This window comes from Rhizobium binxianense (assembly GCF_028994275.1).
Lineage (GTDB): Bacteria > Pseudomonadota > Alphaproteobacteria > Rhizobiales > Rhizobiaceae > Rhizobium > Rhizobium binxianense.
In genome coordinates, this window is the sequence record NZ_CP118713.1 from 3,777,303 (window position 1) to 3,798,711 (window position 21,409).

Below are 21,409 nucleotides of genomic sequence, written 5' to 3' on the forward strand. Positions count from 1 at the left end.
CAGCTGAGAACAGGAGCAAAATATCATGACCATTCTTCTTCTCGCCGACCACGACAATCAAAGCCTTTCCGACCAGACCGCCAAGGCGCTGACGGCGGCAAGCCAGATCGGCTCCGACGTGCACATTCTCGTCGCCGGCAAGGCTGCCAAGCCTGCTGCCGAACAGGCAGCCAAACTTTCGGGCGTCGCCAAGGTGCTGCTGGCCGAAAGCGATGCACTCGCCAACAATCTGGCCGAGCCGCTGGCCGAACTGATCGTCTCGCTGGCAAGCAGCTACGACACGATCCTGTCGGCCGCCACCTCGGTCGGCAAGAACGTGCTGCCGCGGGTGGCCGCTCTTCTCGACGTCGCCCAGGTCTCGGAGATCATCGAGGTGATCTCATCGGACACCTTCAAGCGGCCGATCTATGCCGGCAATGCCATCCAGACGGTGCAGGCCAGCGATGCCAAGAAGGTAATTACCGTGCGCACCGCCTCCTTCGCCTCTGCACCGGAGGGTGGCTCAGCCACCGTCGAGGCGATCGCGGCGGTTTCCGATCCGGGACTGTCGACCTTCGTCAAGGACGCCCTGTCGGCCTCCGACCGTCCGGAACTGACGTCTGCGAAGATCATCCTCTCCGGCGGCCGGGCGCTGGGTTCTGCGGAAAAATTCCGGGAAGTCATCCTGCCGCTTGCCGACAAGCTCGGAGCTGCCGTCGGTGCCAGCCGTGCCGCCGTCGATGCCGGTTATGCGCCGAACGACTGGCAGGTCGGCCAGACCGGCAAGGTGGTGGCGCCGCAGCTCTATATCGCCGCCGGCATATCCGGCGCTATCCAGCATCTGGCCGGCATGAAGGATTCGAAAGTGATCGTCGCCATCAACAAGGACGAGGAGGCGCCGATCTTCCAGGTCGCCGACTACGGCCTAGTCGCCGATCTGTTCGAAGCCCTGCCGGAATTGCAAAAGGCGCTCTAAGCGCGCCAAATGCTTTTCTTTCGCACTTGCGAATGACTGGAAAATTATCTTTTATCGGTCTACTACTGCTGCCGGGCGATCATTCGTCCGGCAGTATTGCTAGAAAATGCGGCAGCGCGGGGGCGAATGCCGTGTGGGGGTTTGGAGATGAATGCGGTGTTGAAGAATATTGGGATTATCGGTGCCGGCCAGATGGGCTGCGGCATCGCGCATGTTTCGGCCGCCGCAGGTTACAGGGTTCACATCTACGATCTCTCCCAGGACCGCATCGAATCCGGCCTTGCCACCATCAATGGCAACCTCGCCCGCCTGGTGACGAACGGCAAGATGACCGAAGAGGAGCGCAAGACGACCTTGTCGCTCATATCAGGCTCCTCCGATGTCAACGATCTCGCCCCCTCCGATCTCGTCATAGAGGCGGCGACCGAGGATGAAACGGTCAAGCGCAAGATCTACACGCAGGTTTGTCCGGTCCTGAAACCGGAAGCGCTGCTTGCCACCAACACCTCTTCCCTGTCCATCACCCGGCTTGCTGCCGCCACCGACCGCCCCGAACGCTTCATGGGCATACATTTCATGAACCCGGTGCCGGTCATGAAGCTGGTCGAACTGGTGCGCGGCATTGCGACCGATGAGAAGACTTTCTCCGCCGCCAAGGAATTCGTCGGCACGCTGGAAAAGACCATCACTGTCGCTGAGGATTTCCCGGCCTTCATCGTCAACCGCATCCTGCTGCCGATGATCAACGAGGCGATCTACACGCTCTATGAAGGCGTCGGCACGGTCGATGCCATCGACACGGCGATGAAGCTCGGCGCCAACCATCCGATGGGGCCGCTGCAGCTTGCCGATTTCATCGGCCTCGACACTTGCCTCTCGATTATGCAGGTGCTGCACGACGGTCTGGCGGACTCGAAATATCGCCCCTGCCCGCTGCTGGTGAAATATGTCGAAGCCGGCTGGCTCGGACGCAAATCCGGCCGGGGCTTCTACGACTATCGCGGCGACGTGCCTGTCCCGACGCGGTAACTAGACATCATCAGAACGGGCGAATAGACCGAGCGCCCGCGAAATGCTTTCCTTGCCGGGAACGGGAGGAAACGCCATGTCGACCGAAACACCCATGTTCCTGCTGCAGTGCTGCGTTCTGATCGGAATCGCCGGCGTCTTCCTCATGAGAGGAGATGGGGACTCCTGATCAACGTCGTTACGACCCGATCGCACCCTTGATCAGCGCCTTGGCGTCTTCGCTATCCCAGGCGGCAGGGCCGTTCATGGCGGAGATCAGGCAGCCCTTGTCGTCGAGCAGCAGCGTCACCGGCAGGCCGAAGGCAAGGCCTTCCTTCTTCAGACTGTTGAAGACGCCGATCGTATTGTCGCGGTAAAGCTGCAGCGCATCGACGCCGGTTTCAGTCAGGAAGGTCTTCGGCTTCTCGTCGTCGCCGGTGTCGATATTCACCGGCACGACTTGGAACCTGTCGCTGCCCATCGCCTTTTCGAGTGCGTTCAGCGCCGGCATTTCCTCGCGGCAGGGTACGCACCAGGTGGCCCAGAGATTGAGAAGCACGGTCTTGCCGGCGAAATGGTCGAGCGTCAGTGGCTTGCCATCCGGGCCGTTGAAGGAAACCGCGGTGAGTTTGCGCGGCTCGGCGGCGGCAACCATGGCGGCCACCTGCCCCTTCATCAGCGGCGCCAGATTGGCAGCACGCTCCTTCGCCAGCGAGCATTCGGCCGAAGCGCTGCTGCCGATCCCATTGCCAATCCCCGTCTCCTTCACGTATACCGCTGCCGCACCTGCAACGACACCTGCGACGGCGGCGATTGCGATCAATTTTCCGGACGGCAGGCCGAAGGGTTTTTTCGTCGTCATTTCATTCTCCAGGACGGGCATCTTCCATGGCCGAGAACAACACGGACACCAAATCCTCCAACCAGATGTGGGGTGGGCGCTTCGCCTCCGGCCCGGACGCGATCATGGAGGAGATAAATGCCTCGATCGGTTTCGACAAGAAGCTATTCGCCCAGGACATCCGCGGTTCGATCGCCCACGCGACCATGCTTGCCCATCAGGCGATCATTTCATCAGACGATAAGGACAAGATCGTTCACGGGCTAAACACGATCCTGTCAGAAATCGAAAGCGGCAATTTCGAATTCTCGCGCCGGCTCGAAGACATCCACATGAATATCGAAGCGCGCCTGGCGACGCTGATCGGACCGGCAGCCGGCCGGCTGCACACCGCCCGCTCGCGCAACGATCAGGTGGCGCTCGACTTCCGTCTCTGGGTGAAGGAAGAGCTTGAGAAGACCGAGCGAATGCTGACCGGCCTGATCGCCGCCTTCCTCGATCGCGCCGAGGAACATGCCGAAAGCGTCATGCCGGGCTTCACCCATCTGCAGACCGCCCAGCCCGTCACCTTCGGCCATCATTGCATGGCCTATGTCGAAATGTTCGGCCGCGACCGCTCGCGCGTGCGCCACGCCATCGAGCATCTGGACGAAAGCCCGATCGGCGCTGCCGCCCTTGCCGGCACCGGCTATCCGATCGACCGCCATATGACCGCCAAGGCGCTGGGTTTCCGCGAGCCGACCCGCAACTCCATCGATACGGTCTCCGACCGCGACTTCGCCATCGAATTCCTGTCGATCGCAGCGATAACAGGCATGCACCTGTCGCGCCTGGCGGAAGAGATCGTCATCTGGTCGACCCCGCAATTCGGTTTCGTCCGTCTCTCCGACGCCTTCTCCACAGGCTCCTCGATCATGCCGCAGAAGAAGAACCCAGATGCCGCCGAACTGGTGCGCGCCAAGACCGGCCGCATCAACGGCTCGCTGGTGGCGCTGCTGACGATCATGAAGGGGCTGCCGCTCGCCTATTCCAAGGACATGCAGGAAGACAAGGAACAGGTCTTCGACGCGGCCGAAAGCCTGGAACTGGCAATCGCCGCCATGACCGGCATGGTGCGCGACATGACCGTCAACACCGCGCGCATGAAGGCGGCGGCCGGCTCCGGCTTTTCGACGGCGACCGATCTTGCCGACTGGCTGGTGCGCGAAGCAGGCCTCCCTTTCCGTGATGCCCATCACGTGACCGGCCGCGCCGTGGCGCTTGCCGAAAGCAAGGGCTGCGACCTTGCCGAGCTGCCGCTCTCCGACCTGCAGGCGATCCATTCCGCGATCACCGACAAGGTCTACGACGTCTTGACCGTCGAGGCCTCGGTCGCCAGCCGCAAGAGCTTCGGCGGCACGGCGCCCGCCGAAGTGCGCAAGCAGATCGCCTTCTGGCGCGCCCGCAACTGATGAGTACGGGGCGGGGCGAAAAGCCGCCGCGCCCTTCCTTCAGGACGCGGAAAGACCGTCCAACAATCAGGGTGCACAAGGCGGATAAACTTCGATATGAAGATGTCCGTCACTTGAGCTGAATGATGCCAGCAGATGCCGCAGAAGAGGAAATCCATGCAGAAGAGCTTGCCGCACCTCGTCCGCCTGACGGCCGTTCTCGCCGTCATCGGCCTTGCCGTTGCCGGATGCGGGCGCAAGGGCGACCTCGATCCGCCGAGCGCTGCGGCCACCAAGGAAGGTGACGTTTCCAAGCCGACGAAACAGCCGGGAACCGTTGATAAGCCTTTCCTTCTCGACCCCCTTCTTTAAGGCATAAGCCCGTGAACCACTTCGAATACCGCGACGGCATCCTTCACGCCGAGAACGTTCCCGTTCCCGAGATCGCCAAGGCGGTCGGCACGCCCTTTTATGTCTATTCCACCGCAACGCTGGAGCGCCATTACCGCGTCTTTTCGGAAGCCTTCGCCGACATGGATTCCATGGTCTGTTATGCGATGAAGGCAAATTCGAACCAGGCGGTGCTGAAGACGCTGGGCCGCCTCGGCGCCGGTATCGACGTCGTCTCGGAAGGCGAGCTGCGCCGCGCGCTTGCCGCCGACATTCCGGCAAACCGCATCATGTTTTCAGGGGTCGGCAAGACGCCGTCCGAGATGGATTTTGCGCTTGAGGCCGGCATCTACTGCTTCAACGTCGAATCCGAGCCTGAACTCGAAATCCTCAATCAGCGCGCCGTCAGCGCGGGCAAGAAAGCCCCGGTCTCCTTCCGCATCAACCCTGACGTCGACGCCAAGACGCATTCCAAGATCTCGACCGGCAAGAAGGAAAACAAGTTCGGCATCTCCTGGGAGCGCGCCCGCGCGATCTATGCCCATGCCGCCAGGCTGCCGGGCATCGAGGTCACCGGCATCGACATGCATATCGGCAGCCAGATCACCGAATTGCAGCCGTTCGACGACGCCTTCAGGCTGCTGCATGATCTTGTCGCGACGCTGCGCGCCGACGGCCACACCATCGATCACGTCGATATCGGCGGCGGCCTCGGCATCCCCTACAAGGACGACAACAATCCGCCGCCACTGCCGGATGCCTATGCGGCAATCGTCAAGAACCAGTTGCGCGGCCTGAACTGCAAGATCATCACCGAGCCGGGCCGCCTGATCGTCGGCAATGCCGGTATCCTGGTGACCGAAGTCCTCTATGTGAAGGATGGCGGCGAAAAGACCTTCGTCATCGTCGACGGCGCGATGAATGATCTTATCCGCCCCACCCTCTACGAGGCCTATCACGAGATCCGCCCGGTGACGATTTCGGCGGCGAACGCCCCACGCATCCGCGCCGACGTCGTCGGTCCCGTCTGCGAGACCGGCGATTATCTGGCGCTCGACCGCGAGATGGCGATGCCGAAGCCCGGAGACCTGATGGCCGTCAGCACGGCCGGCGCCTATGGTGCGGTCCAGGCCGGCACCTATAACAGCCGCCTGCTCGTGCCCGAAGTTCTGGTCAAGGGCAGCGATTTCCATGCGATTCGCCCGCGCAGAACCTATGCCGAGCTGATCAGCCTCGACTCCGTTCCGGCCTGGCTGGACTGAACAAGCCATCACTTTTTGGCGAATAAACGTGAAAAGCCGGTATTGCCGGCCGCTCGCCCTCGCCTTCGCCACAAAGAGTGTTATCCTTTCGTTCATGAGCGTATTGCCCTGCAATCGCCGGAAGCGCCCTCTGTTCCAGAACGCCAGATCGCGGAGACCGGACCGATGACAAGCCTCTCAAGGCAGAAGAAGGGTGCATTTGCGCTCCGCCCCTCGCTTGCCCGGTTGGTGACGACAAAACGCCTGCTGGCGCGCTTTGTACTGTTTTTCGAGCAATTGCTGCCGCCTTTGATGCCGGTCCTGTCCGTCATCGGCTTTTATCTCTCCGCCTCGTGGTTCGGCCTCTTCCGCAGTGTGCCGGACTGGCTGCGCATCCTGCTGCTGATCGTTTTTGCCGCGGCTTTTCTGGTCTCGCTCGTCCCCTTCCGCACCCTGCGCTGGCCGAGGATCGCTGAAGCCGACCGCATGCTGGAAGAGCGCAATGGCCTGCCGCACCAGCCGGTCACTGTCCAGGAAGACGAGCCGGCCTTCGATACGCCCTTCGCCCGGGCACTCTGGCGCGAGCACCAGATCCGCATGGCGGAAAAGATCGCCGCGCTGGATGCCGGACTGCCGCGACCTGATATTGCCGCGCATGACCGTTTCGCTCTGCGCGCGGTGCCGGCGCTGCTGCTGGTCACCGCCTTCGCTTATTCGCTGTCGATCAATGGCGGCTCGGTCATGGATGCGTTGCAGGCGGCACCCGAGCAGATAACGGTCGATCCGGCGGTGCGTATCGACGCCTGGGTGACGCCGCCTTCTTATACCGGCCGCGCCCCGATCTATCTGACGGCTGACGGCAGCGAGCAGGCGCCGATCGGCATTCCGCAGTTTTCAGGCCTCACCGTACGCGTCAGCGGCGGAAAGACAGCCGAAAAGGTGGTGTTCCGCAAGGCAAACGGCGAGGCGCAGGATATTGCTGTGCAGGCGGATACCAAGCCGCAGCAGCCGGCGGCGTCGGGCAGCGAACAGCCGAATACGGCCGCAGCCAGTCCGGCTCTCGTCGCGCAGACGCATATGATGAAGCTCGAGGAGAGCGGCGCGCTCGAAGTCAACGGCCGTCGCTGGAGTTTCAACATCCTTCCCGACAAAGCGCCGGAGATCGCTTTCGACGGCTTGCCGAAGCGCAGCGTCAACGGCGCGCTTGAAATCGGCTTCACCGTCAAGGACGATTACGGCGTCCAGGAGGCGCATGCGGAGATCGTTCCCCTGGAAAACGATCCGACGGCAACGCCGCTCTATCCGTTGCCGGAATACCGGCTGGACATTCCCCGCCGCAACGCCCGCGACGCCAAGGGCGTCACCAGCCGCAACCTCACCGAACATCCGCTTGCCGGCAAGCGGGTGCGCGTAACACTTGTCGCCAAGGATGCCGCAGGCCAGACCGGCCGCAGCCCGCCGCATGAGATGGTGCTGCCGTCGCGGCCCTTCAACGAGCCGCTTGCCGCGGCCGTCGCCGAGGAACGGCAGGTTTTCGCGCTCGATACGCGCAAGATGCCGCAGGCGATCGCGCTGAACGAGGCGCTGACCATCCGTCCCGAGGAGACCATCCCCAAGCTCACCAACTACCTGCTGCTGCAATCCGCCTTGACGCGCATGAAGCTCGCTAGGGGGGAGGAAGCGCTCAAGGATACGGCCCAGTATCTCTGGGAGATCGCGCTCGGCATGGAGGACGGCGATCTTTCGCTTGCTGAGCGCAAGCTGCGCGAAGCCCAGCAGAACCTTGCCGACGCGTTGAACCGCAACGCCCCGGACGAGGAAATCAAGAAGCTGATGAACGAACTGCGCAAGGCGATGCAGGACTATATGACCGAGCTTGCCCAGCGTATGCAGAACGCGCCGATGCAGCCGAACCAGAACGCGCAGAACATCCTGCGCCAGCAGGATCTGGAACGGATGATGGACCAGATCGAGAATCTCGCCCGCTCCGGCAATCGTGACGCAGCCCAGCAGATGCTATCGGAATTGCAGCGCATGATGAACAACCTGCAGGCCGGCCGGCCGCAGCGCGGCCAGCAAAGCCAAGAAAACAGCGAGGCCCGCAAGCAGATCGACAAGCTCGGTGAGATCCTGCGCGATCAGCAGAAGCTGATGGATCAGACCTTCCGCCTCGATCAGCAGCTTAGGGATCGTATGCAGCGCGGCGAGCCTGACATGGGCGAGAACGATCCGCTGCTCGACGAGATGAACCCCGGAGAGCAGGATCAGCAGCAGGGCCAGCAAGGCAAAGACGGCCAGCAGCCCTCCGACCAGATGACGGCCGAGCAGCTGCGCGAGGCGCTGAAACAGCTGCGCGCCCAGCAGGATGCGCTCGGCAAACAGCTCGGCGAATTGCAGAAGAAGCTCGGCGAGATGGGCATGAAGCCCGGCCCCGGCTTCGGCCAGGCGCAGCGCGAAATGGAAGGCGCCGGCCGCGAACTCGGCCAGGGCCGCGGCCAGCCGGCCGTCGAGGGCCAGGGGCGCGCGCTCGAAGCACTTCGCCAGGGCGCCCGCGACATGATGAACCAGATGATGCAGGCGCAGCAGGGCCAGCAAGGGCAGGGTCCGAACGGCCAGATGAGTCAGGGCGGCGACCAGAATGGCCGCGACCCGCTCGGTCGGCCACGCCCCCCGGGACCGGATTTCGGCGACAACAGCGTCAAGGTCCCCGACGAAATCGACGTTCAGCGCGCCCGAGAAATCCTCGACGCGATCCGCGAGAAGCTCGGCAACAATCCGCCGCAGGAAATGGAACGGCGGTATCTCGAACGGTTGCTGGACATCCAGTAGGCCCTACGCCACCGTGAAATGAAACGGCGCGCTGAAGCAAGGATTTCGGCCGGATCGGCCTAAATCCGGATCGAATCGAAGAAGGTGAGCGGGATGCCGTCCGGAAAACCGCGCACGCCTCTCGGTATCATGCCCTAAGCGACGAGCGCCCGCGCGACCGCCTTGCGGATATCGGGAAGCGCGAATGGTTTGGCGACGACGTCGATGATCTTTTCGGCAAGATCGTCGGCCCGCTCGCGCTGTTCGGCATAGCCGGTCATCAGCAGGATCTTCAGGCTTGGAAAAGCGTCTTTTGCCTGATGGGCGAGTTCGATGCCGTCCATGACAGGCATGCGGATATCTGAAAGCAGCAGATCGTAGACCCCGTCCTTGAGCTTCTCCAGGCCCTCGGCCCCGTCAGCCGCCTCATCGGTCTCATGGCCATCAAGCCGCAGGGCTCGGGCTACGAAAGACCGCAGGGAGTCCTCGTCTTCCGTGATCAGAATTCTTGCCATATGTGCATCGCTCCGTGTCAGCCCCGCGACGGAAATCATCAGGATTTCCTTTTCGATCGGTAAAGATGAGGAAGCGATGGACGAGATGGTTAACAACCCGTCTCGAACGGCAAGATAGCGCTGCGCGTCTTTCAGACGCGCGGGAAATGCCGCAACACCTTCAATTGCTGAATCTTTTACCCCCGATCGAGTCCGACTTCGGGGGTGATGCAGCCGCTCAGGCGTCGCCGGTCACCACGCCGACGAAGGGCAGTTCGCGAAAGGCATAGGCGACATCCATGCCATAGCCGACGACGAAATAGTCCGGGCATTCGAAGCCGACATAATCGGCCTCCAGCTTTTCCTTACGCTTGACGCGCTTGTCGAGCAGCACGGCGATGGTGACGTTGCGCGCCCCGCGCTCGAACAGCAATTCCTTGGCAAAGAGCAGCGTCCGGCCGGATTCGAGGATATCGTCGATCAGCAGGACGTCGCGGCCATGGACGTCGCTGTCGATATCCTTGACGATGCGCACGCCCTGCGAGACCGTGCCGATGCCGTAGCTCGACAGAGTGATGAACTCGACCTCCGGGGCAAGCCCGCTATCATGCAGGGCACGGATCAGGTCGGCGGCGAAAATGAACGAACCCTTGAGCACGGCGATGACGAGCAGGTCCTTGGTCGGGCCGTTGGCGATCTCCCGCGCCATCGAATGATTGCGCTCGGCGATCTGTTCGGCAGTAAAGAGCGGCTCGATGTTTTTTCCGCGCACGACAGGCATAAGGGCTTGCTCCATGAAAAGAAGGGTAAGCCGTTAGCACAAATGCGGCCTCGAAACAGCCTCGCGGCTGAAATTTAACGGGATTGGCGCGAGCTGTGGCCGGAAAGTCGGCCATGAAAGATCCCGGATTTTCTACGGCAGGAAGGAAAGCCGGATCTGCGGCATTTTTCCGCCGGCATGCTGGACGCGAGCCGAGAAGCCCCGGCTTTGGCCGCTGTAGATGACATCGGATGGCGGATTGATGACGATGCTTGCGGTCAGTCGCTCGTCGGTTACGAGATCGGCACGGATCGGCTGCACCGTCTGCGTCGTGCCGCTGTCGTTTTCGATGATGCCGTTGATGACGAGCACCCGCATCCCGTTCGCATCACGCGGCGTCACCGTGACATGGGTGAAATGCAGCGGCGCGCCGGAAGTGGCTCGCTCGCCGGAAAGGCCGGAAAAGCCGCCCGCAAGCCCGAAGACGAGCACGATGAGCCCCAGCACCAGCGCGGCGAAGCTGCGCATTGATGCGCGCTGCAGCCAGGATTCCAATGTCTGCAGAACGGAAGCGGCCATCGCCGGCATGAGCGGCGGCTGTGCGGCCTGCGCCGCAGCCATGCGCTTGCGGTTGTCGTTATGGGTCCTGGCATTGAATTCCCGAGGCCGCACTTTGCCGAGAGTCACGAATTCGGCGTCGGAAATATCGGCGGGACGTGCCGTGCGGTACTGGCGGATAGCAGGTTCCGGCGGCAGGAAATCATAGACCTGGCCCGGCGTCCGGCGGCTGAAGGAGGATGCTTCCATGGTGGCTGCCTCGCAGATGTCCACATGGTTTCGATGCCAGGAGAAATCTGGCATTGAAACGAATCCTCCTCAGTCGTAAATTTTAATGGTTAATGCTTCGCAAAGATCGCCATCAAACGGACGTCTTTCCAGCAAAATTTACCGGCTGTTAACGGTGTTGGTTAACAAGTCGTGCGGTGAAACCCACAACAGACTGAGCTGCCCGTTGATCCACTTCGAGAATGTCGGTTTGCGCTATGGCATGGGCCCGGAGATTCTCCGGGACCTAACCTTCGACATTCCGAAGAAGTCCTTTCAATTCCTGACGGGGCCATCGGGCGCCGGCAAGACGTCGCTGCTGCGGCTGCTCTTCATGTCGCTGCAGCCGACACGCGGCCTGATCCGCATGTTCGGACGCGACATTTCCGAAATCCCCCGCCCGGAACTGCCGCTGCTGCGCCGCCGCGTCGGCATTGTCTTCCAGGATTTCCGTCTCCTCGACCATCTCACCACCTATGAGAATGTCGCTTTGCCCTTACGCGTACGCGGCAAGGATGAAAGCTCCTACAAGACCGATGTCCTGGAACTGTTGAAATGGGTCGGCCTCGGCGAACGCATCAACGTGCTGCCGCCCGTGCTCTCCGGCGGAGAGAAACAGCGCGCCGCGATCGCCCGGGCGCTGATGGACCGGCCGGAAGTGCTGCTTGCCGACGAACCCACCGGCAATGTCGACCCGCCGATGGCCAAGCGCCTGCTCAACCTTTTCCTCGAGCTGAACCGCCTCGGCACCGCCGTTGTGATTGCCACCCATGACCTGGCGCTGATGGAACAGGTGGAAGCCCGCCGCATGATCCTCTCTGGGGGGCATCTCGATATCTATGACTGAGCCTCCATCCAGAAACCGAGACACGGCGCCTGGTAAGGCGGAACAGAAGCGGCCGGAAATGCGCGTGCGCCCGACCGCACCGATCCTGCCGCCGTCCAACATCCAGGGCAGCGCGTTGATGGTCGTGATATCGATCATGGCCTTTCTCGCCTGCCTGACGCTCGGCGGCGTCAGCATGGTGCGCTCGACGGCGGCCAGCTGGGAGAGCCAGATTTCCCGCGAGATTACCATCCAGATCAAGCCGGACGACAATCTCGACATGGAAAAGGCGCTGACCCAGGCGCGCGATCTGGCACTGACCTTCGTCGGCACCAAGAGCGGCCAGATCGTCGACGAGGCGGCGACCGCCCGCCTGCTCGAACCCTGGCTCGGCCCCGGTCTCGATCTCAAGGATCTGCCCGTTCCCCGCCTCGTCATCATCACCATCGACGAGAGCAATCCGCCGGACTTCGATTCCATGCGGGCGCTGCTCAAGGACAGCATCCCGCAGGCGACCCTCGACGATCACCGCACCTGGGTCGACCGGCTGGTGTCCATGGCGCATACGACCGTCATGATCGGTACCGGCATCCTGCTCCTGGTTTTCACGGCGATGGTGCTCACCGTCGTCTTCGCCACGCGCGGCGCGCTGTCGGGCAACCGTCACGTCGTCGAAGTGCTGCATTTCGTCGGCGCCGAAAGCTCCTTCGTCGCCACCGAATTCCAGAAGCATTTCCTGAAGATCAGCCTCAAGGGCTCGGCGATCGGCAGCGCCCTTGCCGCTCTCTTCTTCGCCAGCGCGGGTTTTTGGCAGAGCCGCACCCTCGCCACCCCGGAAACCGACCAGGCAACCGCGCTCTTCGGCACCTTCTCCGTCGGTGTGCTTGGTTATGCCGGCATCTTTGCAACGATGATCGTCATCGCGCTCCTGACCACCTTCACCGCGCGGCTGACCGTCATGCGGACGATCTACGAAATCGATACACTACGCTCGGACCCGACACGCACCGACGGCATTGCGAGTTGATCCTGACCATGCCGTTTTGCCAGGAAAGCGTCTGTTCCGCGCCGCAATCAGCGTATAGTCACGATTCATGACCATGGGAGATACGACACCCAACCCGATTCACCAAGACCCGGAGCTTGCCAGCCCGGCGGCTTTGCCGCCGCGGCGCGGGCTGATCCGCCGCTTGCTGCGTTGGGGCGGCTTTGCCTGCGTGCTGGCAATGGCGCTGGTGTTCGGCGGCTTCCTGCGTTTTGCCGATTCCGTCACGACGCTCAAGCCCCCGGCCGAGCCGAAAGCGGATGCGATCGTGGTGCTGACGGGAGGCTACCAGCGCATCGACCAGGCCGTAGAACTGCTGCAGAAGGGTGCCGGCAAGCGATTGCTGATTTCCGGCGTCCATCCGACGACGACGCCGGCGCAGATCCGCAAGATGACCCAGGGCTCGGCCGATCTCTTCTCCTGCTGTGTCGATATCGGCTACGATGCGATCGACACCATCGGCAATGCCGAGGAAGCCTCCAACTGGATCCACGCCAATGGATACCGCAGCGTCCTGATCGTCACCAACAACTATCACATGCCGCGAAGCCTCGCCGAGCTCTCCTATGTCGATCCCGATATCGAGTTCATCGCCTATCCCGTCGTCAACTCGGATCTGAAGAGCCGCAACTGGTTCACCGACCCGAATGCGATGCGCGTCATGCTTGCCGAATATGCAAAGGTGCTGCTGGCCGGCGCTCGCAACATTACCGGCTTCGGCCGTCACACCGGGCTACGCTCGGCAAGTGCGTCCGGCCAGAACTAAAGCCTTCCGTTTCTCGGAAGAAATCACGAATGCTCCAGGCTTTCGCATCGAGGCATCATCAAACGCTTTTTATGACGGGCAATATCGTGTAGGCCGGTCGCGTGAGCATGCCTCGGGAAAGTTTCATGATCGCCCTGCGTTCCGTTCTCTTCAACACGATCTTCTACGCCAACCTCATCATCCGGATGATCGTGCTTTCGCCCTATTACTTCGTGGCGCCGCGCCTGACCGCCTATGCGATCCCGAAGAACTGGGCGCGTTCCAACCACTGGCTGATGCGGGTGATCGTCGGTACGACCTTCGAGATCGAGGGTCTGGAGAACCTGCCTGACGGCAGCTACATCCTGGCGCCGAAGCACCAGTCCTTCTGGGATACCTATGCGCTGCTGCCTTGGCTGAAAGACCCCGTCTACATCCTGAAGCGCGAGCTGATGTGGATTCCGCTGTTCGGCTGGTATGCCAAGAAGCAGCGAGTGATCCCGGTCAACCGCGGCGCCCGCGGCAAGGTGATGGTGGAGGTGCTGAATCGCACCAGGCAAGAGCTTTCGACCGGCCGCCAGCTGATCATCTATCCCGAGGGCACCCGCCGTCCGCCGGGGGCAGAGCCGCTCTATAAATACGGCATCGCCCGCATGTACCGCGACCTCAACATCCCGGTCGTGCCGATCGCCATGCATCCCGGCCTCTTCTGGCCGCGGCGGAGCTTCCGCCGTTATCCCGGCCATTTCAAGGTGAGGATCCTGCCGCCGATCATGCCGGGAATGGATCCGGACGCCTTTTTCGCCCACCTGATCGAGGTGACGGAGCATGCAAGCGACGAGCTCCTGCTCGATACCGTGGAACGCAATCCGCATCTGCCGTTGCCGCCGACGACGATCGAACGGCTGGCGGAACTCCGTAAGGTGAAGGCGGCGACGGCCTGATCAGGCGGCGCGCAGCCGCTCCACTTCACTGGCGACCTGCTCCAGCCACTGATCGCGAATGCCCATCTGCCTCAGATGCGCCAGCGTGTTGAAGACATAGGCATCGTTCGGCCCGGACTGGCCGGTGGCCTCGTTCACCACGCGCGCCGCCTCGAATGCGTCGAGCGTGCCAGCATATTGCTCATGGTCGCGATCAGCAACGTAGGTAACCGCCTCCACCCTGCGGCCTCCGGCAAATTGCAGCCGCACCCGCCGCTCCAGATAGACATTGGTGACCAGTTCGCGAGCGCGAAGATAATCGATCACCTCGTCCCATTTTTCCGATGAAATACGGAAAGCCATGCCGCGGCAGGCGCCGCCTCTGTCGAGGCCGAGGACGAGACCCGGACTGTCGCGCGTACCGCGATGGACAAAGGAGCGGACGCAGAGCGAACGCCTGTAGCCATGCACCAGAGCATCTGCCCGTTCCAAAAACTCGAAGCCCGGATTCCACATCAGCGAACCGTAGCCAAACACCCAAAATTCGTCCATATCGCACGCCAGACCGGAATCACATTTGCGATTCACCATTGGAGAACCATCATGGCAGCGTCAAGCCGATCCGGCAGCGGCCAATCCGGCAGCGGCAAGAAATTCTGGTTGCTGGGTGGCGGCGTCCTCCTGCTGATCGCGCTTTATACCGGCGGCTGGTTCTATGCGGCATCGACATTGAAGACCACGGTGCTGAAAGCGATCGCGCCACGCGGAGAGGCTGGCGTCAGCGGCGAATGCTCCGATATCGAATTCCGCGGCTATCCCTTCCGCATCGGCCTGTTCTGCTCCAAGGTCGATGTCGACGACAATGTCAACGGCGTCTCCGCCAGCTTCGGCGCGCTGCGCTCGGCAGCCCAGGTCTACGCCCCCGGCAATATCGTCTGGGAACTCGATTCGCCGGCCGAGATCCGCACCACCAATGGCCTTTCGATCTCGGCTCAATGGACGAACCTGCAAGCGAGCCTGGCGACCAGGCTCAGAGGCATCGACCGCAGCTCGACCGTCATCGAGGGCCTGAAGGCGACGGCCGTCTCCTCCTATACCGGCCAGACCATGAGCTTCGATGCCGCTCGCACCGAAATCCATCTGCGTCAGAACGGCGCCGATCTGGATGGCGCGATCTCGGTGCAGGATGCCAACACGGCGATCAAGGACTGGCCGCAGATCTTCCCGAAATTATCTGCGAGCATCGATCTGACCATCGCCGGCAAGGCCGGCCTGATCGACGGCAGTGATCCGAGCGGCCTCAACGGTGCCGCCGGCGAACTGCGCCGCATCGTCGCCGACATCGGCGACGGCAAGGTGATGACGCTCACCGGCCCCTTCTCCTTCGACGAGCAGGGTCTTCTCTCTGGAAAATTCAAGCTGGAGATCGAACAGCTCGGCCCCTGGGGTCACAGCCTGAAACAGGCCTTCCCGGATATCGCCTCGACGGTGAACACGGCCACGAAGCTCCTGAAAGCGCTCGCCAACGGCAGCGACAAGGTCTCGGTCGATCTCGTCGTCGATCACGGCAACGCCACCGTCAGCGGCTTCATCCCTCTCGGTCGTATCCCGCCGATCTGACGTATATCGCCTCTCAGCCTATCCGCTTGATGAAGAAGACTTCGGGCACCGATTGCACGCCAAGCAACTCGATTGCGCCGGTTTCGGTAAATCCGTTGCGGCGATGCCAGTCCTGCGGCCGGCTCTCGTCGCATTCGCTCGACGTCATCAGCAAACGAGCGCCTTCGCCGCGCATGGCTGCCTCCCAGGCGAGAAACAGCGCGGTGCCCACGCCCGACCGACGATGGCCGGGCACAACGCGGATCATTTCCATATAGGGAACCCTGCCCCAGAAGCGGGAGAAGCGCAGGAAGCCGACAATCTCGCCGGCCTCCCGGGGCGATGAGATATTCACCGAGCGTCACGCAACGCGATACCCATGCCTTGCCGGCGCTGGCATCTTCGCAAGCCAGCCAGTCGATGTCGGCCTGACTAGCGCTCGCCACCTCCACCATCGCGGTCGGCTACTTCTTATCCAGCGCGTGGGGGCGGCCGAAATCGGGCGCGTCGACGTCCTGGCCGGCCTGGATGATCGACCGGCGGATGGCGCGCGTGCGGGTGAAGAGTTCGAAAATCTTGTCGCCCTCACCCCAGCGGATCGCGCGCTGCAGATAGGCGAGATCCTCCGAGAAGCGTGCCAGCATTTCGAGGATCGCATCGCGATTGTGCAGGCAGACGTCGCGCCACATGGTCGGGTCGGACGCAGCAAGGCGGGTGAAGTCGCGAAAGCCGGAGGCCGAATATTTGATGACTTCAGACTCCGTCACCGTCTCCAGATCGTCGGCGGTGCCGACAATGTTGTAGGCGATGATATGCGGCAGGTGCGAGACGATGGCGAGCACCTTGTCGTGATGCTCCGCATCCATCTCGTCGACCTTCGAGCCGAGCGCTTCCCAGAAGCTGCGCAGCCGCTTCATCGCCGCCTCGTCGGTGCCTGCGACCGGCGTGAAGATGCACCAGCGGCCTTCGAAGAGACCGGGAAAGCCGGCATCCGGGCCGGATTTTTCCGTGCCGGCCAGCGGATGGCCGGGGATGAAATGCACATTGTCAGGCATGTGCGGCAGCATCTGTGCGATGACCGAGGCCTTGGTGGAGCCGACATCGGTGACGATAGCCCCGGGTTTCAGGCTCCCAGATATTTCTTTCGCCACACTTTCCGAAGCGCCGACCGGCACCGAGACGATCACCAGATCGGCTTCCTTGACGGCATCGGCCGAAGACGTCGTGTAGCGGTCGCCGAGACCGAGCTCTTCCGCACGCTTCAGCGTATCGGCGCTGCGCGTCGCGACAACGATCTCTCTTGCAAGGCCGAGCCGCCGGATGTCGTAGGCGAGCGAAGAGCCGATCAGGCCGATGCCGATCAGCGCGATACGATCGAACTGCACGTTCATGCGTTGCGTCCCATGAATTCGGTGAGCGCGGCGATGACGCCGCGGTTGGCCTCTTCGGGGCCGACGCTCATACGCAGCGCATTGGCGAAGCCGTAGCTGCGCACGGCGCGCAGGATGTAGCCCCGGCTCGTCAGCAGATCGTCGGCATCCGCGGCGCGCTTGCCGTCGATATCGGGGAAATGGATGAGGACGAAGTTGGCGACGGACGGCGTCACCTTCAGGCCGATCGCCTCGAGCGCCTGGGTGAGCGTCTCCACCCACATCTGGTTGAAGGAGACGGCCTGCTGGATGAAGGCCTGGTCGCGGATGGCCGCAGCACCCGCGGCAATTGCCGGTGCGTTCAAATTGAAGGGCGCGCGCACGCGGTTCAACGCGTCGACGATCTCGACGGGCGCATACATCCAACCGACACGCAGTGCCGCCAGGCCGTAGGCCTTCGAGAAGGTGCGGGTCATCACCACGTTGGCATTGGAGGAGACGACCTCGATGCCGGCTTCATAATCGTTGCGGCGCACATATTCGGCGTAAGCCGCGTCGAGCACGAGAACGACATGCTTCGGCAGTCCGGCTTGCAGGCGGCGGATCTCGCTGACCGGAACATAGGTGCCTGTGGGATTGCCGGGATTGGCGATGAAGACGATCTTGGTCTTCTCCGTCACTGCCGCAAGGACCGCGTCGACATCGACGGTAAAATCCTTTTCCCTGACGACGACCGGTGTCGCGCCCGCGCCCATGATCTGGATCTTGTAGACGAGGAAGCCGTGCTCGGTGATGATGGCCTCGTCGCCGGCGCCGAGATAGACATGGCAAAGCAGGCCGAGCAGTTCGTCGGAACCGTTGCCGCACAGGATGTTTGCCGGATTGAGACCGTGCACGGCAGCGATCGCCTCGCGCAGTTCGATCGCCTGCCCGTCGGGATAGCGTCCGAGATCGCCGCCGGCGGCTTTGAAGGCCTCGATCGCCTTCGGGCTGGCACCGAGCGGCGTTTCGTTGGACGAAAGCTTGTAGACGCGGGCAACGCCCGGCACATGTTCCTTCCCCGGAACATAAGATGCGATATCGAGAATACCGGGACGCGGAACGGGCTTGCTCATCTCAACGCTCATGGGATCGACCTTGGAATTTGCCGGAAAATTACCCCGTGGCATTAAAGCGGAATGCGGTTCTTGTCGAGAGCCGGACGGCCTTACCGGTTGCGTGTGGTCGGTACACCGTGCGGGGCGAGAACCGGCACGAAGACGCGGCGAGAGGCGCGCGCCGCAACCGGCAGCCCCTGATAGAGCCGCTTCTGCGCCTCGACGATGATGACGCCTGAGAAGGCCGGCCATAGCGTCCGGCCGATCCGCTCGAAGGCGCGGCGAAGGCGCAGGATGGTCCTGAGCTTCGAAGGCGGGAAGAACAGCGCTTCGGCCGTTGCGCCGGGGGTAAAATTCGTCTCCCGCAGCAGATGCGTCAGCTGACCGCGCGAATAGGGGCGGCCCGAACCGAAGGGCGTATGTTCCATGCGCGCCCAGACGCCGCGCCGGTTCGGCACGACGATAACCAGCCGTCCGCCGGGCGCCAGCACCCGCCAGAGCTCCTTCAGCGTCTCCCGCGGGCTTTCGGCGAATTCCAGCGAATGCACCATCAGCACCCGGTCGATCGAGGAATCCGGCAGCGGCAGTTCCTCGTCGAAAACAAGCGTCGTCGAAGAGAGCGAGCCCATCGGCCAGTTCACCGCGCCCTGCCCGGCCGGCATGAAAGCAAAGGTGCGCTCGGTATCGGCCTGGAAGCGGTCGAGGAAGGGCACGGCATAACCGAGGCCGACCAGACGCTCCTGCGGCAGCCGCACCCAGAGCGAGGACAGCGCCATGGCGATCGACTGCTCGGCAAGACGCCCGAGCTCGGAATGATAGAACTGGCGTAGGTCGACGATATCGGCGTGCATTGCGATAAATGTTATCAGCGGGCGGTTGGACTTCAAGGCCGGAACCTCTACATTTCCGCGAGACTCGCATGACAAGGGATTATTGAACGATGAAACCGTTGGAATTAGACGTTTTTCTCTGCCGCACCGACAATTTCGGCGTTCTCGTCCACGATCCGGAAACAGGGTTTACCGCGGCGATCGACGCGCCGGAGGAAGCGCCGATCCTGGAGGCGGCGGCACGCCGCGGCTGGAAGATCACCCATATCTTCACCACCCATCACCACACCGACCATGTCACCGGCAACCTGGCGCTGAAGGAGAAGTTCGGCTGCGAGATCATCGGCCCGATCAACGAGGCCATTGCCATTCCCGGTCTCGACCGGACGATGGCCGATGGCGACAGCTTCCTGTTCGGCGATCACACGGTCAACGTCATCGAGACACCCGGCCACACCGCCGGCCACATCTGCTATCACTTTGCCGATGACAAGCTGCTCTTTGCCGCCGACACGCTGTTTGCGCTCGGCTGCGGCCGGCTGTTCGAACGCCCGGCCGCCGACATGTGGCATTCGCTGCAGAAACTCGCCGTGCTGCCCGATGAGACTGCCGTCTATTTCGGCCATGAATACACATTGTCCAACGCCCGCTTCGCCCTGACGGTCGATCCCGGCAATGAGCGGCTGAAGAGCCGTGCCGCCGAGATCGAGGCCTTGCGCGCCGACGGCAAATTCACCATTCCGACGACGCTGGGGCTGGAAAAGGAAACCAATCCGTTCCTGCGCGCCGCCGATCCGGCGATCCGCCGCAATCTGTTGATGGAAGGCAAGACCAACGAAGAAGTCTTTGCCGAGATCCGCAAGCGCAAGGACAATTTCTGATGTCTGCCGAAGACATCATCCGCGCCCTCGGCATGCAGCCGCATCCCGAAGGCGGCTGGTATGTGCAGACATTCCGCGATACGGCGGGCGGCGACCGCGGCCACTCGACGGCGATCTACTACCTGCTGACCCGGGGACAGCGCTCCCACTGGCACCGCGTCCATGACGCCGCCGAGGTCTGGCACTACTATGCCGGCGCGCCGCTCGCGCTGCATCGCTCGCAAGACGGAACGGCAAGCGAGACCCTGACGCTTGGAACGAACCTGTCCGCCGGCGAGCGGCCGCAGGCGATCGTTCCCGCCAATTGCTGGCAATCGGCCGAAAGCCTCGGCGACTTCACCCTGGTCGGCTGCACCGTCTCGCCCGGCTTCGAATTTTCGAGCTTCGAGATGGCCCCGCCCGGCTGGAAGCCCGGCGGCTGAGATCATTCGGCTGCCACGGGCGGCTGGACCTTGCGGCGGAACATGTCCTGGGCGGCCAGCACTGCCCCGCCGGTGACGAGCAGGCATGCCAAGGCGATGCGCCAGCTCGGCTCGGCAAACCCGAACAGCGTCAGGATCAGCGTCGAAAGCAGCGGTGCGGCATAACTGGCCGCGCCGAGGGTCTGGATATCGCCGTTCTTGACGCCGTGATCCCAGGCGTAGAAGGCAGCTCCCACGGGCAAGAGCCCGAGCCCGGCGACGGCAAGCCATTCGAAGCCGGTTGCCGGCCAGACGGTCGTCTCCAGGCCGAGATGGCAGAACAGCGACAGCATGGAGGTCGCAAGGCAGAAGCCGGTGACCACATCCGTGGAGACGGCGTCGAAACGCCGCGTCAGCAGCGAATAGCCGGACCAGGTGAAAGCGCTGAGAAAGGCGGCCCCGTAACCGACCGCATAGGCGCCGTCGAAATCGATGCCGTTGCGGCCGACGATCAGGAACGTGCCGCAAAGCCCGGCAAGCGCCCCTGCCAGATGATACCAGCGCAGCCGTTCGCCCGGCAGCAGCGCCGAACCGACGACGAGCAACAGCGGCCAGAGATAGGCGACCAGCCCCGCCTCCACCGCCGGCGCGTTCCTCAGCGCGGTGAAATAGAGGAAATGATAGCCGAACAGGCCTGCAATACCGATCAGCCAGACCTTGGCCGGCTGCTTCAGCAGCGCCAGCCGTGACGGGTTGACGATCAGCACGGCGAGGCCGGGAAGGCTGCCGATCGCAAAACAGATGGCCGAAAGCTGAAACGGCGGCACCTTGCCGGAGGCGGCCGTCAACAGCGCCAGGAACGACCACATCAATATGGCCGTAAAACCGATCAATGTCGCGCGAAGCTTCATCCGTCCCCCTTCACGGAGGCGATAAGCCC

Annotated in this window: 22 protein-coding genes and 1 pseudogene; 13 read left to right on the top strand and 10 right to left on the bottom strand. The window is 62.6% G+C overall.

What is annotated here, in order from left to right; all coding sequences use genetic code 11:
• Positions 1 to 25 precede the first annotated feature (25 nt).
• Entirely contained in the window at positions 26 to 955 is a 930-nt protein-coding gene (locus tag PO860_RS18495) for an electron transfer flavoprotein subunit alpha/FixB family protein (RefSeq protein WP_275032687.1), read from the top strand.
• A 147-nt stretch (positions 956 to 1,102) separates the two neighbouring features.
• Positions 1,103 to 1,984 carry a 3-hydroxybutyryl-CoA dehydrogenase gene (locus tag PO860_RS18500; RefSeq protein ID WP_097618080.1) on the top strand — a complete coding sequence of 294 codons (882 nt, stop codon included), beginning with the start codon at positions 1,103 to 1,105 and terminating at the stop codon, positions 1,982 to 1,984.
• A gap of 178 nt (positions 1,985 to 2,162) precedes the next feature.
• Here PO860_RS18500 and tlpA read toward each other — a convergent pair whose 3' ends face one another.
• A complete protein-coding gene (gene tlpA / locus PO860_RS18505; RefSeq protein ID WP_183608717.1) occupies positions 2,163 to 2,825 on the bottom strand; it encodes a thiol:disulfide interchange protein TlpA in 663 nt (220 codons plus the stop codon).
• 26 nt (positions 2,826 to 2,851) lie between these two features.
• Here tlpA and argH point away from each other — a divergent pair, with 26 nt between their 5' ends.
• The 4 genes from argH (at position 2,852) to PO860_RS18525 (ending at position 8,694) form a co-directional block, all read left to right on the top strand.
• Positions 2,852 to 4,255, top strand: coding sequence for an argininosuccinate lyase (gene argH, locus PO860_RS18510; protein ID WP_272783666.1), 1,404 nt, complete (start codon positions 2,852 to 2,854; stop codon positions 4,253 to 4,255).
• A 156-nt stretch (positions 4,256 to 4,411) separates the two neighbouring features.
• Complete coding sequence (gene lptM, locus PO860_RS18515) at positions 4,412 to 4,606, top strand: LPS translocon maturation chaperone LptM (RefSeq protein WP_003543301.1); 195 nt, start codon at positions 4,412 to 4,414, stop codon at positions 4,604 to 4,606.
• A gap of 11 nt (positions 4,607 to 4,617) precedes the next feature.
• Positions 4,618 to 5,886 (top strand): diaminopimelate decarboxylase, encoded by a 1,269-nt coding sequence (gene lysA, locus PO860_RS18520; RefSeq protein ID WP_183608715.1) that lies wholly within the window; start codon positions 4,618 to 4,620, stop codon positions 5,884 to 5,886.
• A gap of 165 nt (positions 5,887 to 6,051) precedes the next feature.
• Positions 6,052 to 8,694 carry a TIGR02302 family protein gene (locus PO860_RS18525; RefSeq protein ID WP_273884517.1) on the top strand — a complete coding sequence of 881 codons (2,643 nt, stop codon included), beginning with the start codon at positions 6,052 to 6,054 and terminating at the stop codon, positions 8,692 to 8,694.
• A gap of 134 nt (positions 8,695 to 8,828) precedes the next feature.
• On the opposite strand, the gene PO860_RS18530 is transcribed toward PO860_RS18525, so the two are convergent.
• The 3 genes from PO860_RS18530 to PO860_RS18540 all read right to left on the bottom strand — a co-directional run bounded on the left by PO860_RS18530 (position 8,829) and on the right by PO860_RS18540 (position 10,734).
• The gene (locus tag PO860_RS18530) at positions 8,829 to 9,188 is read right to left on the bottom strand and encodes a response regulator (protein WP_018495840.1); all 360 of its coding nucleotides are present in this window, start codon (positions 9,186 to 9,188) and stop codon (positions 8,829 to 8,831) included.
• A 217-nt stretch (positions 9,189 to 9,405) separates the two neighbouring features.
• Positions 9,406 to 9,948, bottom strand: coding sequence for a hypoxanthine phosphoribosyltransferase (gene hpt / locus PO860_RS18535; RefSeq protein ID WP_003567049.1), 543 nt, complete (start codon positions 9,946 to 9,948; stop codon positions 9,406 to 9,408).
• Between the two features lie 132 nt (positions 9,949 to 10,080).
• On the bottom strand, positions 10,081 to 10,734 hold the full coding sequence (locus PO860_RS18540; RefSeq protein WP_272783670.1) for a hypothetical protein: 654 nt from the start codon (positions 10,732 to 10,734) through the stop codon (positions 10,081 to 10,083).
• A 205-nt stretch (positions 10,735 to 10,939) separates the two neighbouring features.
• On the opposite strand from PO860_RS18540, the gene ftsE reads away from it, so the two are divergent.
• From ftsE to PO860_RS18560, 4 genes are all read left to right on the top strand, one after another.
• Entirely contained in the window at positions 10,940 to 11,599 is a 660-nt protein-coding gene (ftsE, locus tag PO860_RS18545; RefSeq protein ID WP_003567051.1) for a cell division ATP-binding protein FtsE, read from the top strand.
• A complete protein-coding gene (locus PO860_RS18550; RefSeq protein WP_097618074.1) occupies positions 11,592 to 12,605 on the top strand; it encodes a cell division protein FtsX in 1,014 nt (337 codons plus the stop codon). Before ftsE ends, PO860_RS18550 begins: the two co-directional genes overlap by 8 nt.
• Positions 12,606 to 12,672: 67 nt before the next feature.
• Positions 12,673 to 13,389 carry a YdcF family protein gene (locus tag PO860_RS18555; RefSeq protein WP_273884516.1) on the top strand — a complete coding sequence of 239 codons (717 nt, stop codon included), beginning with the start codon at positions 12,673 to 12,675 and terminating at the stop codon, positions 13,387 to 13,389.
• A 125-nt stretch (positions 13,390 to 13,514) separates the two neighbouring features.
• Positions 13,515 to 14,312 (top strand): lysophospholipid acyltransferase family protein, encoded by a 798-nt coding sequence (locus PO860_RS18560; protein ID WP_273884515.1) that lies wholly within the window; start codon positions 13,515 to 13,517, stop codon positions 14,310 to 14,312.
• Here PO860_RS18560 and PO860_RS18565 read toward each other — a convergent pair whose 3' ends face one another.
• Positions 14,313 to 14,843, bottom strand: a complete 531-nt coding sequence (locus PO860_RS18565; RefSeq protein ID WP_273884514.1) for a gamma-glutamylcyclotransferase — start codon at positions 14,841 to 14,843, stop codon at positions 14,313 to 14,315.
• Positions 14,844 to 14,894: 51 nt separating this feature from the next.
• On the opposite strand from PO860_RS18565, the gene PO860_RS18570 reads away from it, so the two are divergent.
• A complete protein-coding gene (locus PO860_RS18570) occupies positions 14,895 to 15,911 on the top strand; it encodes a DUF2125 domain-containing protein (protein ID WP_273884513.1) in 1,017 nt (338 codons plus the stop codon).
• Between the two features lie 13 nt (positions 15,912 to 15,924).
• On the opposite strand, the pseudogene PO860_RS18575 reads toward PO860_RS18570, so the two are convergent.
• The 4 genes and pseudogenes from PO860_RS18575 to PO860_RS18590 form a co-directional block, all read right to left on the bottom strand.
• A pseudogene (locus tag PO860_RS18575) lies at positions 15,925 to 16,345 on the bottom strand (GNAT family N-acetyltransferase).
• A 9-nt stretch (positions 16,346 to 16,354) separates the two neighbouring features.
• Positions 16,355 to 17,281, bottom strand: a complete 927-nt coding sequence (locus tag PO860_RS18580) for a prephenate/arogenate dehydrogenase family protein (protein WP_183608707.1) — start codon at positions 17,279 to 17,281, stop codon at positions 16,355 to 16,357.
• Positions 17,278 to 18,375: a histidinol-phosphate transaminase gene (gene hisC, locus PO860_RS18585; protein ID WP_272783659.1), complete on the bottom strand. Its 1,098-nt coding sequence runs from the start codon at positions 18,373 to 18,375 to the stop codon at positions 17,278 to 17,280. The genes PO860_RS18580 and hisC overlap by 4 nt, the downstream gene beginning before the upstream one ends.
• 92 nt (positions 18,376 to 18,467) lie before the next feature.
• Positions 18,468 to 19,244, bottom strand: a complete 777-nt coding sequence (locus tag PO860_RS18590; protein WP_003582647.1) for a class I SAM-dependent methyltransferase — start codon at positions 19,242 to 19,244, stop codon at positions 18,468 to 18,470.
• A 53-nt stretch (positions 19,245 to 19,297) separates the two neighbouring features.
• On the opposite strand from PO860_RS18590, the gene gloB reads away from it, so the two are divergent.
• Both gloB and PO860_RS18600 read left to right on the top strand, forming a co-directional pair.
• Positions 19,298 to 20,068 carry a hydroxyacylglutathione hydrolase gene (gene gloB, locus PO860_RS18595; protein ID WP_183608705.1) on the top strand — a complete coding sequence of 257 codons (771 nt, stop codon included), beginning with the start codon at positions 19,298 to 19,300 and terminating at the stop codon, positions 20,066 to 20,068.
• The gene (locus PO860_RS18600; protein ID WP_273884511.1) at positions 20,068 to 20,490 is read left to right on the top strand and encodes a cupin domain-containing protein; all 423 of its coding nucleotides are present in this window, start codon (positions 20,068 to 20,070) and stop codon (positions 20,488 to 20,490) included. The genes gloB and PO860_RS18600 overlap by 1 nt, the downstream gene beginning before the upstream one ends.
• A 2-nt stretch (positions 20,491 to 20,492) precedes the next feature.
• Here the strand turns inward: PO860_RS18600 and yddG are convergent, their stop codons facing one another.
• Positions 20,493 to 21,380: an aromatic amino acid exporter YddG gene (gene yddG / locus PO860_RS18605; protein WP_273884510.1), complete on the bottom strand. Its 888-nt coding sequence runs from the start codon at positions 21,378 to 21,380 to the stop codon at positions 20,493 to 20,495.
• Positions 21,381 to 21,409 lie beyond the last annotated feature (29 nt).

Excerpts from the sequence above, each read along its gene's own strand:
- lptM (WP_003543301.1), top strand. The coding sequence starts at position 4,412 with ATGCAGAAGAGCTTGCCGCACCTCGTCCGCCTGACGGCCGTTCTCGCC.
- yddG (WP_273884510.1), bottom strand. The coding sequence starts at position 21,380 with ATGAAGCTTCGCGCGACATTGATCGGTTTTACGGCCATATTGATGTGG.
- PO860_RS18530 (WP_018495840.1), bottom strand. The coding sequence starts at position 9,188 with ATGGCAAGAATTCTGATCACGGAAGACGAGGACTCCCTGCGGTCTTTC.
- hpt (WP_003567049.1), bottom strand. The coding sequence starts at position 9,948 with ATGCCTGTCGTGCGCGGAAAAAACATCGAGCCGCTCTTTACTGCCGAA.
- tlpA (WP_183608717.1), bottom strand. The coding sequence starts at position 2,825 with ATGACGACGAAAAAACCCTTCGGCCTGCCGTCCGGAAAATTGATCGCA.
- PO860_RS18495 (WP_275032687.1), top strand. The coding sequence starts at position 26 with ATGACCATTCTTCTTCTCGCCGACCACGACAATCAAAGCCTTTCCGAC.
- PO860_RS18565 (WP_273884514.1), bottom strand. The coding sequence starts at position 14,843 with ATGGACGAATTTTGGGTGTTTGGCTACGGTTCGCTGATGTGGAATCCG.
- hisC (WP_272783659.1), bottom strand. The coding sequence starts at position 18,375 with ATGAGCAAGCCCGTTCCGCGTCCCGGTATTCTCGATATCGCATCTTAT.
- PO860_RS18525 (WP_273884517.1), top strand. The coding sequence starts at position 6,052 with ATGACAAGCCTCTCAAGGCAGAAGAAGGGTGCATTTGCGCTCCGCCCC.
- PO860_RS18540 (WP_272783670.1), bottom strand. The coding sequence starts at position 10,734 with ATGGAAGCATCCTCCTTCAGCCGCCGGACGCCGGGCCAGGTCTATGAT.
- PO860_RS18600 (WP_273884511.1), top strand. The coding sequence starts at position 20,068 with ATGTCTGCCGAAGACATCATCCGCGCCCTCGGCATGCAGCCGCATCCC.
- PO860_RS18570 (WP_273884513.1), top strand. The coding sequence starts at position 14,895 with ATGGCAGCGTCAAGCCGATCCGGCAGCGGCCAATCCGGCAGCGGCAAG.
- gloB (WP_183608705.1), top strand. The coding sequence starts at position 19,298 with ATGAAACCGTTGGAATTAGACGTTTTTCTCTGCCGCACCGACAATTTC.
- PO860_RS18580 (WP_183608707.1), bottom strand. The coding sequence starts at position 17,281 with ATGAACGTGCAGTTCGATCGTATCGCGCTGATCGGCATCGGCCTGATC.
- PO860_RS18550 (WP_097618074.1), top strand. The coding sequence starts at position 11,592 with ATGACTGAGCCTCCATCCAGAAACCGAGACACGGCGCCTGGTAAGGCG.
- PO860_RS18500 (WP_097618080.1), top strand. The coding sequence starts at position 1,103 with ATGAATGCGGTGTTGAAGAATATTGGGATTATCGGTGCCGGCCAGATG.
- PO860_RS18560 (WP_273884515.1), top strand. The coding sequence starts at position 13,515 with ATGATCGCCCTGCGTTCCGTTCTCTTCAACACGATCTTCTACGCCAAC.
- argH (WP_272783666.1), top strand. The coding sequence starts at position 2,852 with ATGGCCGAGAACAACACGGACACCAAATCCTCCAACCAGATGTGGGGT.
- PO860_RS18555 (WP_273884516.1), top strand. The coding sequence starts at position 12,673 with ATGACCATGGGAGATACGACACCCAACCCGATTCACCAAGACCCGGAG.